Annotated in this window: 15 protein-coding genes; 2 read left to right on the forward strand and 13 right to left on the reverse strand. The window is 72.6% G+C overall.

All coding sequences use genetic code 11. The annotated features are described in order from the left end of the window. Positions 1–206 precede the first annotated feature (206 nt). The 6 genes from ACFC0Z_RS19300 to ACFC0Z_RS19325 form a co-directional block, all read right to left on the reverse strand. Complete coding sequence (locus ACFC0Z_RS19300; protein WP_376439182.1) at positions 207–2,087, reverse strand: tetratricopeptide repeat protein; 1,881 nt, start codon at positions 2,085–2,087, stop codon at positions 207–209. Then, positions 2,084–2,497: a hypothetical protein gene (locus ACFC0Z_RS19305; RefSeq protein WP_376439185.1), complete on the reverse strand. Its 414-nt coding sequence runs from the start codon at positions 2,495–2,497 to the stop codon at positions 2,084–2,086. The genes ACFC0Z_RS19300 and ACFC0Z_RS19305 overlap by 4 nt, the downstream gene beginning before the upstream one ends. Further along, positions 2,494–4,515 carry an NB-ARC domain-containing protein gene (locus ACFC0Z_RS19310; protein WP_376439188.1) on the reverse strand — a complete coding sequence of 674 codons (2,022 nt, stop codon included), beginning with the start codon at positions 4,513–4,515 and terminating at the stop codon, positions 2,494–2,496. Before ACFC0Z_RS19310 ends, ACFC0Z_RS19305 begins: the two co-directional genes overlap by 4 nt. Beyond that, entirely contained in the window at positions 4,516–5,175 is a 660-nt protein-coding gene (locus ACFC0Z_RS19315; RefSeq protein WP_376439191.1) for a DUF5063 domain-containing protein, read from the reverse strand. Between the two features lie 65 nt (positions 5,176–5,240). Then, positions 5,241–5,840 carry a recombination mediator RecR gene (gene recR / locus ACFC0Z_RS19320; RefSeq protein WP_376439193.1) on the reverse strand — a complete coding sequence of 200 codons (600 nt, stop codon included), beginning with the start codon at positions 5,838–5,840 and terminating at the stop codon, positions 5,241–5,243. Positions 5,841–5,911: 71 nt separating this feature from the next. Then, positions 5,912–6,247 carry a YbaB/EbfC family nucleoid-associated protein gene (locus ACFC0Z_RS19325; RefSeq protein ID WP_376439196.1) on the reverse strand — a complete coding sequence of 112 codons (336 nt, stop codon included), beginning with the start codon at positions 6,245–6,247 and terminating at the stop codon, positions 5,912–5,914. A gap of 270 nt (positions 6,248–6,517) precedes the next feature. On the opposite strand from ACFC0Z_RS19325, the gene ACFC0Z_RS19330 reads away from it, so the two are divergent. After that, positions 6,518–7,222, forward strand: coding sequence for an SLATT domain-containing protein (locus ACFC0Z_RS19330; RefSeq protein WP_376440282.1), 705 nt, complete (start codon positions 6,518–6,520; stop codon positions 7,220–7,222). An 82-nt stretch (positions 7,223–7,304) separates the two neighbouring features. On the opposite strand, the gene ACFC0Z_RS19335 is transcribed toward ACFC0Z_RS19330, so the two are convergent. From ACFC0Z_RS19335 to ACFC0Z_RS19365, 7 genes are all read right to left on the reverse strand, one after another. Continuing rightward, complete coding sequence (locus tag ACFC0Z_RS19335) at positions 7,305–7,955, reverse strand: hypothetical protein (protein WP_376439198.1); 651 nt, start codon at positions 7,953–7,955, stop codon at positions 7,305–7,307. 96 nt (positions 7,956–8,051) lie between these two features. Beyond that, positions 8,052–8,753, reverse strand: coding sequence for a GntR family transcriptional regulator (locus ACFC0Z_RS19340; protein WP_376439200.1), 702 nt, complete (start codon positions 8,751–8,753; stop codon positions 8,052–8,054). Positions 8,754–8,889: 136 nt separating this feature from the next. Then, complete coding sequence (locus tag ACFC0Z_RS19345; protein WP_376439203.1) at positions 8,890–10,257, reverse strand: aspartate aminotransferase family protein; 1,368 nt, start codon at positions 10,255–10,257, stop codon at positions 8,890–8,892. Positions 10,258–10,360: 103 nt separating this feature from the next. Next, positions 10,361–11,251, reverse strand: coding sequence for a glycoside hydrolase family 19 protein (locus ACFC0Z_RS19350; RefSeq protein ID WP_376439206.1), 891 nt, complete (start codon positions 11,249–11,251; stop codon positions 10,361–10,363). Positions 11,252–11,369: 118 nt separating this feature from the next. Next, complete coding sequence (locus ACFC0Z_RS19355; protein WP_376439209.1) at positions 11,370–12,209, reverse strand: FG-GAP repeat domain-containing protein; 840 nt, start codon at positions 12,207–12,209, stop codon at positions 11,370–11,372. Positions 12,210–12,446: 237 nt separating this feature from the next. Then, positions 12,447–12,659, reverse strand: coding sequence for a hypothetical protein (locus ACFC0Z_RS19360; protein ID WP_376439212.1), 213 nt, complete (start codon positions 12,657–12,659; stop codon positions 12,447–12,449). A 47-nt stretch (positions 12,660–12,706) separates the two neighbouring features. Next, complete coding sequence (locus ACFC0Z_RS19365; RefSeq protein ID WP_376439215.1) at positions 12,707–13,624, reverse strand: NADP-dependent oxidoreductase; 918 nt, start codon at positions 13,622–13,624, stop codon at positions 12,707–12,709. A 240-nt stretch (positions 13,625–13,864) separates the two neighbouring features. On the opposite strand from ACFC0Z_RS19365, the gene ACFC0Z_RS19370 reads away from it, so the two are divergent. Then, the gene (locus tag ACFC0Z_RS19370) at positions 13,865–15,454 is read left to right on the forward strand and encodes a substrate-binding domain-containing protein (RefSeq protein WP_376439218.1); all 1,590 of its coding nucleotides are present in this window, start codon (positions 13,865–13,867) and stop codon (positions 15,452–15,454) included. The last annotated feature ends 63 nt before the right edge of the window (positions 15,455–15,517 follow it).

The following is a 15,517-nucleotide window of genomic DNA, read 5'->3' on the forward strand; positions in this document are numbered from 1 at the left end:
CGACGATCCGCTTGGCGACGCGCTTGATGCCCTCGGCATCGGCAACGGAGGAGCCGCCGTACTTCTGCACGACAAGGCCCACGTGCGCTCCTCGCTCAACAATCCGTGTGTGCCGCAGCCGTCTCGCTGCGATCGGCTCAGTCTAACGAGAGCCCGAAAAACGCCGGGGTGATATCACATCCTGAGACATTGCGCTCAGTGGGTGATCACTGGGTCAGTTCATCGAGGGCGGTCACCACGGCCGCGGTGTACGGGTGGTCCTCACCGAGCACACGTACGAAGACGGGCAGCAGCTCGCGGAGGTCGGCGACAGCCCCGTCCATGTCCCCGGCGACCATCCGGATGCCGGCCAGGAAGAACCGGGCCTCCAGGGTCTCCAGGCGCTCCGCTCCCAGGACGGACCACAGTCCGGCCGTCGCGCGCGAACCCGCGTCGACGGCCTCCGGGATCCGGCCCTCGACCATGTACGCCCGGGCGAGGTCGGCCAGCACCCCCAGGGTGCGCCGGTCGTCCGCCCCCATGACCCGCGTCAGATCGGCCACCAGCTCCTCGTACTGCGCGATCGCCTCGCCACCCCGTCCGGCCTGCTTCAGGACCCGCACGAGGATCCTGCGCGCCAGGAGCGTGCCTTCGTCGTCGGCACCGACCTCCTCGGTCATGTCCCGCACCAGGGCGGCCGCTTCTTCCGGGCTTCCGGACTCGCTGAGGAACCCGGCCCGCATCGTGAAGGTGGCGGCATGCCGTGGCCCGTACAGCCGCTCGGCGGCGGCGAGCGCCCGCTCGAGCAGGCCGACCGCCGCGCCCTGCGCCCCGGAGAGCACCAGGTACGTGCGGACGTTGACCAGCCTCGCGAGCAGACCCGCGCCGTCGCTCTCCGGGGCGGCATGCCGCAGATACGCCTCGACGTGCGGCACCAGCAGACGGAACGTCTCCCAGCGGGTCGGCTCCTCGGGGTCCGCCGGCACGGCCGCCACGATCGCCGCCTCCGCCGCCAGCCGAGCCCGCTCGACCAGCCCCGGCTCCCGGTGCGGGTCCCCCGCATCCGGCCGCCTCGCCGCCGCCTGCACCAGCCGGTGCACCGACACCGACCCGTCCTCGTGGAGCGTGACCATGCTGTGCGCGGCGAGCTCCCCGAGCGCCCGGCGCGTGCCGGGACCCGGCGGGAGCAGCAGCGGCGGGATCCGGTCCGGGCCGAACCAGGCGAGCAGCCGGAGCAGTTCCCCCGCGTACGGGTCGGAGGCCACGAGCCGGTCCAGCGAGACGCGCAGGGTCCGGGCGACGCCCTCCTCCGCGTTCCCGCGCCCGTCGAGCGCGCCGAGCTCCTCCAGGTACGTGAGCGGGCCCGTCGCCGTACGCCCGCAGTACGCGGCGGCGATCTCGACCGCGAGCGGCAGCTGCCCGAGGCTCTCGCAGAGCCGGTCGGCACCGGCGGTGTCCCGGGGCCCCGCGTGCGTGGCGACCCGCGTGAACAGGTCGACGGCCTCCGGCGCCGCCAGGACGGGCAGCGCGAGCACCCGCCCGATCCCGTACCAGCCGTCCGTGGACCGGGTCGTCACCACGACCCGCCCGCCGCGCCCGATCCGCGCCAACAGGCCCTCCACGTCACCCGGATCAGTGACGTTGTCGAGCAGGAGCAGCCAGCCGTCATGGGTGGACAGCCACTGCAAGGCCCGTTCCCGCAGAGCCTCTTGCGGCAGGACGTCGATCAACTCCGGCTGCATCGCGGCGGCGAGGGCCGCGAGACCGGCGTCGACGTCGGCACGGCTCTCGGCGGTGACCCACCACACCGGGTTACGCGCTGCCGCCGCCTGCCGCAGCGCCCACCGGGCGACGAGCGAGGACTTCCCGACCCCGCCGAGCCCGGCGACGACGACCGGCTCCTCGGCCGCCTCCAGGACGTCGAGTTCGTCCGCGCGCCCGACGAAGTGGGCGGACTTACGGGGCACGTTGACGATCCCGTCCGCGCACCGCACGGGCCCGGCGGCCTCGGGCGTCAGGACGGTCACCCGGTCCCCGGTGTGCACCCACCCGATGTCCCGCCCGGCGGCGACGGACCGCTCCCCGGAGGCCTCGACACTCCCGCTCACGCGTCGCCCGTCGACACGCTCCCGATGTCCCCGCCGGCGGCGACGGAGCGGTCACCGGAGGCGGTGACGGGCCCGGGCCGGGCGGCACCCCCGGACGAGGGCATGGCGGGCGGCGCGGCCGGGGCCTGCGCCCGGTCGCCGGTGACGACGACCCCGATGCTCCCGCCGGCGGCGACGGCCCGCTCCCCGGAGGCCGTCACGCCACCCCCGCCCCCACCCCCGGAACGCAGCGCCCACAGGGACACCCCGAGCCCGGCGGCGGCGAGCACGGCGCCCACGACGCTGGCGATCTGGTCGGCCTTGCCGAGGTCGGTCACCGCGACGGCGACGAGCGCGGCGACCCCGACGAGACCGACGCCAACTCCGCTCCACAACAGAGCCTTTGAGGGACCGTTCGGCTGGTTCGTCATGGGTTCATGATGGCAGGGGGCGGGACCGGAGGAAGGGGTTGCCCCAGCTGGGTCCGCACCAGCCGGGCCATTTCCGTCTCGCCGAGCACCCGCAGGCAGTCCTCGAGCAGCACGGCCCCCAGCTCGCGGGCCCGGTCCGTGCGCCCGCCGCCGTTCAGCGCACGGAGGACGACCCAGCGTGCCAGCAGGGTGCGCGGGTCCTCCGCGCCGTAGCGGGCGATGTGCCGCTCGACGGCCCCCTCCGCGCGGGCCAGCGCCCTTTCCGGCTCTCCGGAGACGACGAGCGCCATGATCAGGGAGTGCTCGATCTCGTCGCACAGATCGACAGCCTCCGGTACGGCCCGCTCGGCGTCGCTCAGGAGCTCTCCGAACGCTCCCGCACCGTCCACCCCGACGTTCAACAGCTGGAAACGAGCCCTGATCGTCAGCGGGTGCAGCGGACCGAGCACCCGCTCGCAGTGCGCCACGTTCTCCGCCATCAGCAGCCGCGCGCCCTCCGGATCGGTCGACAGCAGCATCCGGGCCCGGTGCCCGCGCATCAGCAGGATCTCCGGATCGTCCGGCCCCATGGCCTCGGTCCGGTCGGCGATGCCCTGCTCGATCACCTCGGCAGCCCGTACCGGGTCACCGGCGGGGACGAGGGCCATGGCGAGTCCCTGCCACGTGCGCACGGTGAGCGTGTGGTGCGGGCCGCGGGTCCGGCGCAGGGAGCCGAGCGCGCGTTCCAGGAGCACCACGGCCCGGCCGAAGGCCAGGTCGATGCGCAGCTGTTCCCCGGCGTCGAGGAACAGCTCCGCGGCCGCCCAGTCGTCCTCGGCCGGATCGGTGTGCTCGGCGAACGCCTCCACGTGGACGACGGTCCGCCGGTTCAGGTCGACCGCAGAATCGGTCACGCCGCACCGCAGCAGCGCCACGGCGACACCGCAGGCATCCCGCCCCTCCCCCGGCTCCTGTTCCCGTACGAGCGCCTGGACCAGGCGGTGCACGCCCAGCGTCTCGCCGTGGAGGGTGATCATGCTGTGCGCCGCGAGCCGCCGCACGGCCTCCGTGACCTCGACCGGCGTCCCGAGCAGCGCCAGGAGCCGGCGCGGAATCCCCTCGGGCCCCCACCAGGAGACGATCCGCAGCACGACGACGGCGAGCGGCGTGTCCGCGAGCCGCTCCAGCGTCACCTGCCACACCCGCGCGACCGTCCGCGCCTCCTCCCCGCCCTCCTCCGTCGCCGCGAACATCGCCGCCGGGTACGCCGCCAGCAGCTCCCCGTACGCGCGCGGCGTGATCCCCGCCTCCGCGCAGTACGCCGCCGCCTGCCGCAGGGCCAGCGGCAGATACCCGAGCTCCGCGCACAGCTCGTCGACCCCGTCGTCGGACCCGCAGACCTGTGCGAAGAGGCCCGCCGCCTCCTCCGGGTCCAGGACGTCCAGGGCCACCGTCCGGCCCACGTCCTGCCATCCGCTCGCCCGCCGGGAGGTGACCAGCACCCGTCCCCGTGCGCCCCTGGCCAGCAAGGGCTTCAGGTCCGCCGGATCGGACACGTTGTCCAGGATCAGGAGCCAGTCGTCGTGGGTGGCCAGCCACTGGAGCGCCCGCTCGCGCAGGGCGTCGTCCGGGAGGACGCCGACCGCCGTGGGGTGCATCGCCCGGGCGAGCGCCGCCAGGCCCGCGTCCAGTTCCGCCGGGGTCTCCGCGGTGATCCACCACACCGGGTGGTGGCCGTCGAGCCGCCCCGCCGCCCAGTGGGCCGCCAGGGTCGACTTCCCGATGCCTCCGAGGCCGCACAGCACGCGCACGCCCGGCCAGGGGCCCTCGTCCAGGAGGGCGAGTTCCTTCTCGCGGCCGACGAAGAGGGCCGTGCGGTCGGGAAGGTGGACGAGGCCGGTCTCCGGGACGGCGAGCGCCTCCGCCGGCAGCACGACTCCCCGCTCGACCAGCGTCGAGAAGTCGCCCGTGACGACCTTCCCGATGTTTCCCCCCGCGGCTACCGAGCGGTCCCCGGAAGCCGCTAAGCCCCCGGTCACCTACAGCCGCTCGGTCAGCCCCAGCGGGCCCGCGATCTCCTCCATCATCACGCGTCCCGCCTCCTCCGCGAGGTCGTCCTCCGTGAGGTCCTCGTCCGTGTCGAGGCCGTCGAGGGCCGCCAGGGGCTGGTCCAGGCGGACGTGGGCCACCAGGGACTGGAGGGCGCGGAGGGTGGCCGAGGCCGTGGGGCCCCAGTTGGAGAAGTACGAGAACTGCCACCACCACAGCGCCTCGCTGGTGCGGCCCGCGCGGTAGTGGGCGAGGCCGTGGCGGAGGTCCGCGACGATGTCGGCGAGGTTGTCGGAGATCCGGGCCGGGACGGGCGCCTTGCGGGGCTCGTACGGGTCGAAGACCTCGGAGAAGACGTCGACCGGCTCCAGCATCACGGCGAAGCGCTCGCGGAGCTCGTCGACGTCCGGCTCCGGGCCCGTGTCCGGCTCGTAGCGCTCGTCCGGGACGATGTCCTCGTGCGCGCCGAGCCGCCCGCCCGCGAGCAGCAGCTGCGAGATCTCCAGGAGCAGGAAGGGCACCGCGCTGTCCGGCTCGTCGCCCTTGGCGACCTCGGTGGTCGCGACGATGAAGCTCTCGACGGAGTCGGCGATCTGGACCGCGAAGTCGGCGGGATCCTGCGTGACGGAGTGGAGCGTGGCGTCAGACATCGAGGAGCCTCCCTGAGAGTGCGCCTTCGCGCGCACGGACCCGGTCGTCACGGTACTCACGGTCGTCATACATCTAGCAGCCTCCGTCCCTCGAAGGCACGGCCGAGGGTCACCTCGTCGGCGTACTCCAGGTCTCCTCCGACCGGGAGTCCGCTGGCGAGGCGGGTGACCTTGAGGCCCATGGGCTTGAGCATCCGCGCCAGGTACGTCGCGGTGGCCTCGCCCTCCAGGTTGGGGTCGGTCGCGAGGATCAGCTCCGTGACCGTGCCGTCCGCGAGCCGCGCGAGGAGCTCGCGGATGCGCAGGTCGTCGGGGCCGACGCCCTCGATCGGGCTGATCGCGCCGCCGAGGACGTGGTACCGCCCCCGGAACTCGCGCGTCCGCTCGATCGCCACGACGTCCTTCGGCTCCTCGACCACGCAGATGACGGTGAGGTCGCGCCGGGGGTCGCGGCAGATGTTGCACTGCTCCTGCTGCGCCACGTTGCCGCAGACCGCGCAGAACCTGACCTTCTCCTTGACCTCCAGGAGCGCGTGCGCCAGCCGCCGTACGTCGGTGGGCTCCGCCTGGAGGATGTGGAAGGCGATCCGCTGCGCGCTCTTGGGACCGACGCCGGGCAGCCTGCCCAGCTCGTCGATGAGGTCCTGAACCACGCCTTCGTACAACGGAACGCCCTTCTCGGAAGTGCTTGATTCTTACGGTATCGGCTGGAACTACACCTTTGAAGGTGTACGGGTCAGAAGCCCAGGCCCGGCATGCCGCCGAGGCCCTGCGCCAGCGGGCCGAGCTTCGCCTGCTGGAGCTGTGCCGCGTTCTCGTTGGCGGCCTGCACGGCGGCGACCACCAGGTCGGCGAGGGTCTCGGTGTCCTCGGGGTCCACGGCCTTCGGGTCGATGACGAGGCCGCGCAGCTCACCGGAGCCGGTCACGGTCGCCTTGACCAGGCCGCCGCCGGCCTGGCCCTCGACCTCGGTCCGTGCGAGCTCCTCCTGGGCGCGGGCGAGGTCCTGCTGCATCTTCTGGGCCTGCTGGAGAAGCTGCTGCATGTTGGGCTGGCCACCACCGGGAATCACGGTCACTCCTGAGGTTCGGTACGTCCGTTTATCGGGTACGCACGAGCCTACGTGCTCGTCGGCCGCCCTGCCTCCATCACTCTTTCGAGTGAGAAACTGCTGACTCCTCTACCTGATCAACACCCCCTTGCGGGCGGAAATCCCGGGATTCCGGGCCCGCCGCCCACCATTCGGCGGTAGGAAGGGCAGGCACCACGTGCACCGCACGTCACAGAAGGACACGAGCGCTGAGCTGAACAGAGGAGTCCCCCGGTGAGTCAGCAGCCGGAGATGCAGCCGCCGGGGCAGCCCGGGGAAGCCGTCCCACGCGATCTGACCGGTACGCCCTTCCCCCTGGGCGACTGGGGCGAACCCGCCGAACGGCTCGACGAGCTCTACCGCTGGGTCGAGGGCAACGCCCTGCGCACGGCCGAGTGGTACCTCTCCGACCGCGTGTGGAAGCGCCGCACCGCCCGGCTCCTGCGGATCGGCACCGCGATCGGGGTGATCGCGGGCGCGGCGCTGCCGCTCCTCGACCTGACCGGGGCCGCCGAGGGCACCGCCGGCTGGGGCTACCTGTCGCTCCTGCTCGGCGCCGCCTGCATGGCGTGCGACCGGTACTTCGGCCTCACCTCGGGCTGGATAAGGGACGTGGCCACGGCCCAGGCCGTGCAGCGCCGTCTCCAGGCCCTCCAGTTCGACTGGGCCTCCGAGAGCGTCCGGGAGGTCCTCGGCCCCACCGAGGGGACCGCGAGCGAGGCCGCCGAGCGATGTCTCGGCGTGCTCCGCCGCTTCTCGGAGGACGTCACGGAGCTCGTCCGGGCGGAGACCGCGGACTGGATGGTCGAGTTCCGCTCGGGGCCGGCGCCGCTGGCCCTCCAGTCCGTCGGGGTGATGCCCGCGCGCACGGAGAGCCCCCACCTCTCCGGCCGCTTCCCGCTCCCCCCGGGCACCCGGCCGAACATGCCCCGCCAGCGGCCCCCAGAGGCGCGCTGAGGCCGCTGACGGACGGAGGAGGGTTCCCACCCGGCAATCCCCCTCCACGCCGGGTGGCGCCCCCACCCCTCGGGCCCGCTCCTCAGCTCAGGATGATCATCGAGCCCTGCGCCAGGCTCCTGGTCGCCGCCGCGTGCAGCCCCAGCCACACATGGCGCTCCCGCGCGAAGGGCCCGTCCTCGTACGGAGCCGTCGTCGCCGGTTCCTCCAGGGAGGTCGGGCGCTCCGGCGGCGCCGGGGGCGCCGGCGGGTTCATGTGGTCGATGCCGATCGAGGGCGCCACGAACTCCAGCTCGCGCAGCAGCCCGTACGAGGAGCCGAGCGGACCGCCGCCCTCCAGGAGCTGCTCGCTGGAGAGCGGCACCGGGAAGTCGACCGGCACGTAGGCGCCGGCGTGGTCGTAGTGCCAGACGAGGTGCGACTGCTGGGCGGTCGCCTCGAACATCTCCAGGAGCTGCTCGTAGTCCCCGCCGAGCTCGCCCACCGGTTCGACCGGCAGCCCGCACATCTGGAGGAGGTAGGCGCGCCGCAGGAAGTGCAGGGCCTCGTAGTCGAAGCCCGCGATGGGGGCGACGTCGCCGGAGAGTCCCGGCATGTACGCGTAGACGGGCACGGTCGGCAGGCCCGACGCGCTGAGCACGGCGTCGTAGGCCGCTATCTCCTCCGCGAAGGGGTTGTCGGGGCTGTGACACAGCACGTCGACGAGGGGGACCAGCCACAGGTCACAGGCCAAGGGAGGCTCGCTCTCCGTCAGTTGCAGGGACGGCCAGGGTAGTCGGCGGCGCCGACCACGCCCACCCGCTCAGGAACTGCCCCCGGAGCCCCCGTCTCAACCCGGCCGCCGGGTCTCCAGGCGGTCGGCCCACTCCAGGGAGTGCGCGTTGTAGGCCCGGACGACCCCGCTCGCGGCCTCCCCGTCACCGCGGGTGATCGCGTCGAGGAGCTCGATGTGGCCGCTCCACAGCCAGCCGAGGACGTCCCGCTCCGAGCGGAGGTACGGCACGGAGAAGACCCAGGCCTGGACGCGGAGCCGGTGCAGGAAGTCGGCGATGTAGTCGTTCTCGGCCAGCAGCCGCGCCAGCTCGCCCCAGTACCGGATGTCGTAGCCGATGAGGACGTCCAGGTCGCCCGCGCGGGCGGCGCGGGCCGCGGCCTCGCCCCTGCGGCGTACGGAGACGAGCATGACCCCGACGCCGGGGTCGGGGGCGGTGGCGGGCAGGGCCAGCGGCGCGTGGCGGCGGAAGATGCCGTCGACGACGAGCATCCGGGCCTCGACCATGCGCCGGTAGTCGTCGATCGAGTACTCGTGGACGCGGAAGCCGCGGTGCTGGTCGGAGTCGAGGAGGCCCTGCGCGCAGAGGTCGACGAGCGCTTCGCGTACGGGCGTGGCGGACACGCCGTACTGCTCGGCGATCTGCTTGACCGTGAACTCCTCGCCTGGCTTGAGACGGCCCGCGAGCACCTCGTCACGGAGCGCGTCCGCGATCTGCCGCCGCAGGGTGTTGCGGGTGACAGCTCCGCTCGCGGGCATGGCAGGCCCCCTCCGTCCGGGTGACGGACACCCTAGTCGAAACGGAGGGAACCTCCCCGGTACGGCGATCCGGTCGCCGTTCCGGGGAGGTCCCCTGTGGTACGCGGTACCGTTCCCGCTCCGCTCCCGCTGCCGGTTACGCGGTCGTGTACGTGTCCGCCACCGTCAGCGCCGCGTCCAGGGCCGCCAGGCCCTCCTTGACCTCCGCCTCGGAGACGTTGCAGGCGGGGACCGCGTGCGTGCGGTTCATGTTGATGAAGGGCCACAGGCCGTTCTTCTTGGCCGCGGCGCCCAGGGCGCCCATCGGCGCCGCGGCCTCGCCGGCCGCGTTGTACGGCACGAGCGGCTCGCGGGTCTCGCGGTCCTTCACCAGCTCAAGCGCCCAGAAGACGCCCAGGCCGCGGACGTCGCCGACGGACGGGTGGCGCTCGGCGAGCTCGCGCAGGCCGGGACCGAGGACGTTCTCGCCGATGTGGGCGGCGTTCTCGACGACCTTCTCGTCCTCCATCACGTGGATGGTGGCGACGGCGGCGGCGCAGGCCAGCGGGTGACCGGAGTAGGTCAGGCCGCCGGGGTAGGGGCGCTTGTCGAAGGTCGCGGCGATCTCGGCGCTGATGGCGACGCCGCCGAGCGGCACGTAGCCGGAGTTGACGCCCTTCGCGAAGGTCAGCAGGTCGGGCACGACGTCGAAGTGCTCGGAGGCGAACCACTTGCCGGTGCGGCCGAAGCCGGACATGACCTCGTCGAGGATGAGGACGATGCCGTACTTGTCGCAGATCTCGCGGACGCCCTTGAGGTAGCCGGGCGGCGGGATCATGATGCCGGCGGTGCCGGGCACGGTCTCCAGGATGATCGCGGCGATCGTCGCCGGACCCTCGAAGGCGATGGTGTCCTCCAGGTGCTGGAGGGCGCGCTGGCTCTCCTCCGCCTCGGTGGCGGAGTAGAAGGGCGAGCGGTAGAGGAACGGCGCCCAGAAGTGCACGACACCGGCGGAGGCGGTGTCGGAGGGCCAGCGGCGCGGGTCACCGGTCAGGTTGATCGCGGTGGAGGTGGCGCCGTGGTACGAGCGGTAGGCGGAGAGCACCTTCGTGCGGCCGGTGTGCAGCCGGGCCATGCGGACGGCGTTCTCGTTCGCCTCGGCGCCGCCGTTGGTGAAGAAGATCTTGTCCAGGTCGCCCGGGGTGCGCTCGGCGATGAGGCGTGCGGCCTCGGAGCGGGGCTCCACGGCGAAGGCGGGCGCGAAGGTCGCGAGCTTCGCGGCCTGCTCCTGGATCGCGGCGACGACCTTCGGGTGCTGGTAGCCGATGTTCGTGTAGACGAGACCGCTGGTGAAGTCGAGGTAGCGGTTTCCGTCGTAGTCCCAGAAGTACGAGCCCTCGGCGCCGGCGACGGCGAGCGGGTCGATCAGACCCTGGGCGGACCAGGAGTGGAAGACGTGCGCGCGGTCGGCGGCCTTGACGGCCGCGCCGGCCTGGGGATCGGGTGCGGCGACATGAGGGGTCATGCGGGCAGGGTAGAGAACCGCAGGTGGGGCGGGCTATGACCATCTTGTCCACCGAGACCGCGACGGACCAGACACGTTGCCGCCCGCCCCCCTGCGGGAGGGGTCAGCAGGACAGGTTGGCACCGGCGGGGACGCCCAGGATCTGGGTGAACTGCTGGTACTTCGTGATCCGGCTCTGGACCTGGGCGGGGTTGCCGCCGTTGCACTCCAGGGCGCCGTTGATCGAGCGGATCGTCTCGCCGAATCCGGCGCCGTTGACCATGGCGTTGTGGGCGGTCATCGTGCCGGGGCCGTTCTGGGTGTTCCAGTACCAGAGGCCGGTCATCATGGCGACCGCCGGGTCGCGCTCGACCCGGTAGGGGTCGCGGAGCAGGTCGATGCCGAGCGCGTCACCGGCCGCCTTGTAGTTGAAGTTCCAGGAGAGCTGGATGGGGCCGCGGCCGTAGTAGGCGGCCTGGCCGGCGGGGCAGCCGTAGGACTGGGTGGTGTCGCAGTAGTGGGGGTAGTTCGCGGTGTTCTGCTCGACGATGTAGTAGAGCCCGCCCGTCTCGTGGTGGACGTTGGCGAGGAAGGCCGCGGCCTCCTGCTTCTTCACCGTGTCGCCGCCGGTGGTGGCGAAGGCGGGGTAGGACTTGAGGGCGGCGGTGAGGCCCGCGTACGTGTAGAAGGGGTTCCGGTTCGGGAACATCTGGTTGAACTGCGCCTCGGTGACGACGAATCCGGAGGGGTCCGGATCCGTGCCGCCGCCGCCCGTTCCGCAGACGCCCTGGTCGCGCCAGACGTCGGAGGAGCCGGGGCGTTCGTTCTGCGTCCACCACTTCGCGTACCAGTTGTGGCCGTTGTACGAGGCGGTCATCCCGCCCGTGTAGACGCTGCCCGAGTTCCAGGCGGCGACGCAGGCGGGGGCGGCGCCCGCGGTCGCGGAGGGGAGGAGTGCGGCGAGCCCAACTGCCGTACAGAGAGCGGCGATCAGCGTGACGAGCCTGCGCAGCATGGCGGTCCTTCCGGTGGGGGAAGGCCAGAGAAACGCGAATGGTCTGGACCTGTCAAGGTCCAGACCATTCATCGTGACAGAGCGCCGGGTTCCGGCGTTCCAGTGAACTCGCCGCGAACTAGAGCAGGTTGTACGACTGGTAGCCGGAGCCGATCTGGACCGGCGGCTTGAACGGGCCCTGGGCGAGGCCCGTGCCGTTGTAGCGCATCAGCGCGCCCGTGGGCTTTCGGGCGAGCAGGTCCGCCTTCCCGTCCCCGTTGACGTCGCCGAGGGCGATCAGGCGGTCGTACGCGTTCCAGCCGCTGCCGACCTTCTGGCGCGGGGCGAACGGGGCCTTGTAGTCGCCGGTGCCCTTGTAGAGGTAGAGGAAGCCGGTCGACTTCTCCTTGGCGACGATGTCCGGCTTGCCGTCGCCGGTCAGGTCGCCCTGGCCCGCGATCTGGTCGTACACGTTCCAGCCGCCGCCGACCCGCACGCGGGGGGTGAGCTTGCCGGTCGGGTACGCGAGGTAGCTGTACAGCACGCCGGTCTTGTCGAAGCCGACGAGGTCGGCCTCCTTGGCGCCACCGATGCTGCCGGGCGACAAGACCGTCTTGTACGTGTTCCAGCCCGAGCCGACGACGGTCGGGTCCTCGGCGGTCCCCTCCTCCGAGAAGAACTCCAGCCGGCCGTCCTTGTAGAGGGTCCAGTCGGCCTCTCCGTAGCCGTCGCCGTCGTTGTCGGCGGAGATGACGTCGGCGACGCTGGAGAAGTCGTAGGCGAACGTCTGCCCCGAGAGGTAGCCGGTGGCGGTGGGGAACCACACGCGGAGGTCGCCCGACGTCTTGTGGACGCCGTACATCGGGAAGGTCACCTGGTACGCCGTCGGCGCGGCCGAGGCCGTGCCGGCCACGGTGGCGGTCGCGGTCGCGACGGCCGTGGCGACGAACGCGCCCCTGAGCGCGCGCGAAAGCTTCATGAAGGCCCCCCTGGATTCATCGGCGGCACACGGAGACGGGCCGCCGGTAGCGGCATCCTGCCACAGGTTTCGACCGGGCTTTCGACCTGGTCGCGGGGGGTGAAAGGGAGGGAAACGGGGGGCGAAGAACGCGGAAAAGCGCGCCCTCTCCGGGTGGGGGGTAAGGGGAACCGGAGGAGGACGCGCCATCGGGGAGGGGGACTCGCGGCTGACCGAGCGCCGCGCCCCCTCCGGGGACTACAGAGGCAGCGGGAGGGAGGAGGTGACGCCGCCCAGCGCGTCGCCCGTGGCGCCGCTCAGCGGCGAGTCGGCCTGGGTGGCCGCGCCGGTGACCGGGCCGAGGAGGCCGGCGGCGCCCGCCAGGGGGTCGGCGGCAGCGGCGCCCGCGCCGATGCCGATGGCCGTGGCCGCGAGGGCCAGAGCAGTGAGAACACGCTGGGGTGAGGTCATGCCTGGGTAACGAGGCCCTGTTTTCGAGGTACCGGTCGACGGAAAGGTCAGATCATCAGAACGATCCGGCCAGGTCGGTGGCCCGCTTCCGCCCGTCGGTGGGCCTCGGCGGCCTCCTCCAGCGGGAGCACGTCCGCCATGCGCGTGGCGAGCTCCCGGGCCGCCACCTGTTCCAGCATCCGCTTGAGGCGGGGGCCGTCGGGGTGCCCCTCGACCGCCTCGACCCTGATGCCCCGCTCCGCCGTCGGCATCCTCTCCTTCGACGCCGGGACGAACACGCCGCCGTCGCGTACCGCCGGGAGCAGCGGGTCGCCGATCAGGGCGGTGTCGAAGACGCCGTCGACGCGCTCGGGGGCGAAGGCCAGGACCGCCGTGATCACGTCCTCCGGGGCGCCGCGCGGAATGACGGCCTCGGCACCGAGGTGGCGCAGGTCGGACTCGTCGCCGCCGAGGGCGACGACGCGGAGCCCGGCCGCGACCGCGTGCTGGACCGCGAACCAGCCCACGACCCCGCCCGCGCCGGTGATCAGGACGGAGGAGCCCGGGGGGAGGTCCAGGAGGTCGACGGCCTGGGCGGCGGTGAGCGAGGAGACCGGCACGGAGGCCGCGGTGGGGAAGTCCACGTCGTCGGGGACCGGTGCCAGCCAGGCGGGGTCGGCGAGGATCGTCTCCGCGTACGCGCCCTCGCCCGTCCAGTCCATGAACCCGGCCACCCGGGTGCCCACGGGAAGGCCGGGGGCGGGGTCGAGGAGCTTGCCGGCGAATTCGAGGCCGAGGACGAAGGGCGGGGTGATCCCGCCGGGGACGAAGCCGCCGGAGCGGATCTTCAGGTCCGCCTGGTTCACGCCGGCCGCCTTGAGCCGTACCCGCACCCGGCCGGGGACGTCCCCGGCCTCCGGATCGGGGCGATGGGACATCCGGAGGACCTCGGGTCCGCCGACCGCGGGCACTTCGACGACGCGCATGGGAACACTCCTCGTATGAAGGCCCCCTCCCGGCCATTACACCCACGCCCGAAACGGCCGGGCAACCCCGGCTGAGCCGCCCGGGGCCGCGCCTGGCGGAAGCCCGGGGCCGCGCCCGGCGGAAGGGCTCGCGAAGGGCTTGCGGAAGGGCCGGCGGACGGGCTTGCGGAAGGGAGAACTCCAGGTGACGGGCGCCTAGGCCCCGTACGGAACCGCACACGCGTGCGTACCGTCGCGCGGGTGGACTGGCTCACCGCTGAGAACCTCATCGCCGTGGTCACCGCGCTCCTCGGTGTCCTCGTCTCCGCCGGTGCCGTCTGGTACGAGCGGCGCGTGCCGCACCAGCGGCGGATCGGCTACCGCGTCCAGCTCGACACGGCCGTCGGCAACGCCTCCGGGAGCGCCGCCGGGCGCCTCTCCGGCGGCGGGACCGCCGGCGCGGCCGTCCGCCGTGGGTTCTTCGACACCAGCCCCGGCCTGGAGGACGCCACCCTCGTCCTGCTGCGGATCGAGAACGACGGGGCCCTGTCGATCGGCCGCGACGACTACACGGACGGCGGCGACCACGGTCTCGCCGTCGGCTTCTCCGGGCGGCGGGTGAAGGCGGTCGTCGTGACCGCCCCCGACCACCCCGGGCTGCTCAGCCACTTCCCCGCCTCCTGGCGCGGCTTCACCGAGGGCACGGGCACGATCCAGCTCCCCAAGGTCCCGCTCAACCGGGGCGCCCACTACAAGCTGCTCGTCCTCCTCACCCGGGGCCCGATCGGCAGCCCCGTCTCGGTCGACGGGAACATCGCCGAGGGCCACGTCCACGTCAACCACAGCACGACCCCCGACGACAAGCCGCCCGTCTTCAGCCGGGCCGCGCGGACCGTCACCGTCGTCCTCACCGCCTGCGTCGTCGCGCTCGCCGCGATCATCGTCCGCGAGCAGACCCCGCCGCCGATCGGCTGCGCCACCGGAGAGCTCACCGTCACCGGCTCGACGGCCTTCGCGCCGGTCGTACGGGAGCTGGCGAGGAAGTACGAGAAGGACTGCCCCGGCTCGAAGATCACGGTCAGCGCGCACGGCTCGACCTCCGGGATACGGGAGCTGGCCGAGGCGGGGGCGGCGGCTTCGGGGAGCAAGGGGAACACGGGGAACAAGGGGAGCAAGGGGTCGCCCGCCGTCGTCGCCCTCTCCGACGGCCGCAAGCCGAGCGGCTACCCGGAGCTGCGCGAGAGCATGGTCGCGGTCTCCCTCTACACCCTCGTCCTCAACGACGGGATCCCGGTCGACAGCCTCACCCTCGACCAGATCCGCCGCCTCTACCGCGGCGAGACCGCCGACTGGAGCGCGCTCGTCCCCGGCCTCCGCCAGCCGGTCAGGCTCATCAGCCGGGACGCCAACTCCGGTACGCGCGAGGTCTTCCAGCGCCGGGTCCTCGGCCGCAACGAGCTCGCCAACTCCTCCCTGAACTGCGCGACGATCGACGACCCCGAGGCGAAGGTCGTCCGCTGCGAACTCGACTCCACCGAACAGGTCCTGTCGACCGTCGCCAGGACGCCGGGTGCCATCGGGTACGCCGAACTCCGGGGCGGCAAGGGCGTGAAGGGGCTGCACCGGGTGGCCATCGACGGGCGCGGGGCGTCGGTCGACGAGATCGGCTCGTCCCCCTACCCGTACCGGGAGATCGAGTACGCGTACACCTGGGGCATGCCGCCGGCCGACTCCCTCACGTCGAGCTTCCTGACGTACCTGATCCGCGGCGGCGGTCAGGACGTCGTCCTCACCCACGGACACCTGCCGTGCTCGACCCCGAAGGGGCTGAGGATCTGCGGGGAAGGCTGACGCGGGCGGCTGACGCGGACCGCTGACGGAGACGGTTCACCGGCGGTCTGGCATGCTCTCGTC

Origin of the sequence: Streptomyces sp. NPDC056144, assembly GCF_042264145.1 — a bacterium.
Taxonomy (GTDB): Bacteria; Actinomycetota; Actinomycetes; order Streptomycetales; family Streptomycetaceae; genus Streptomyces.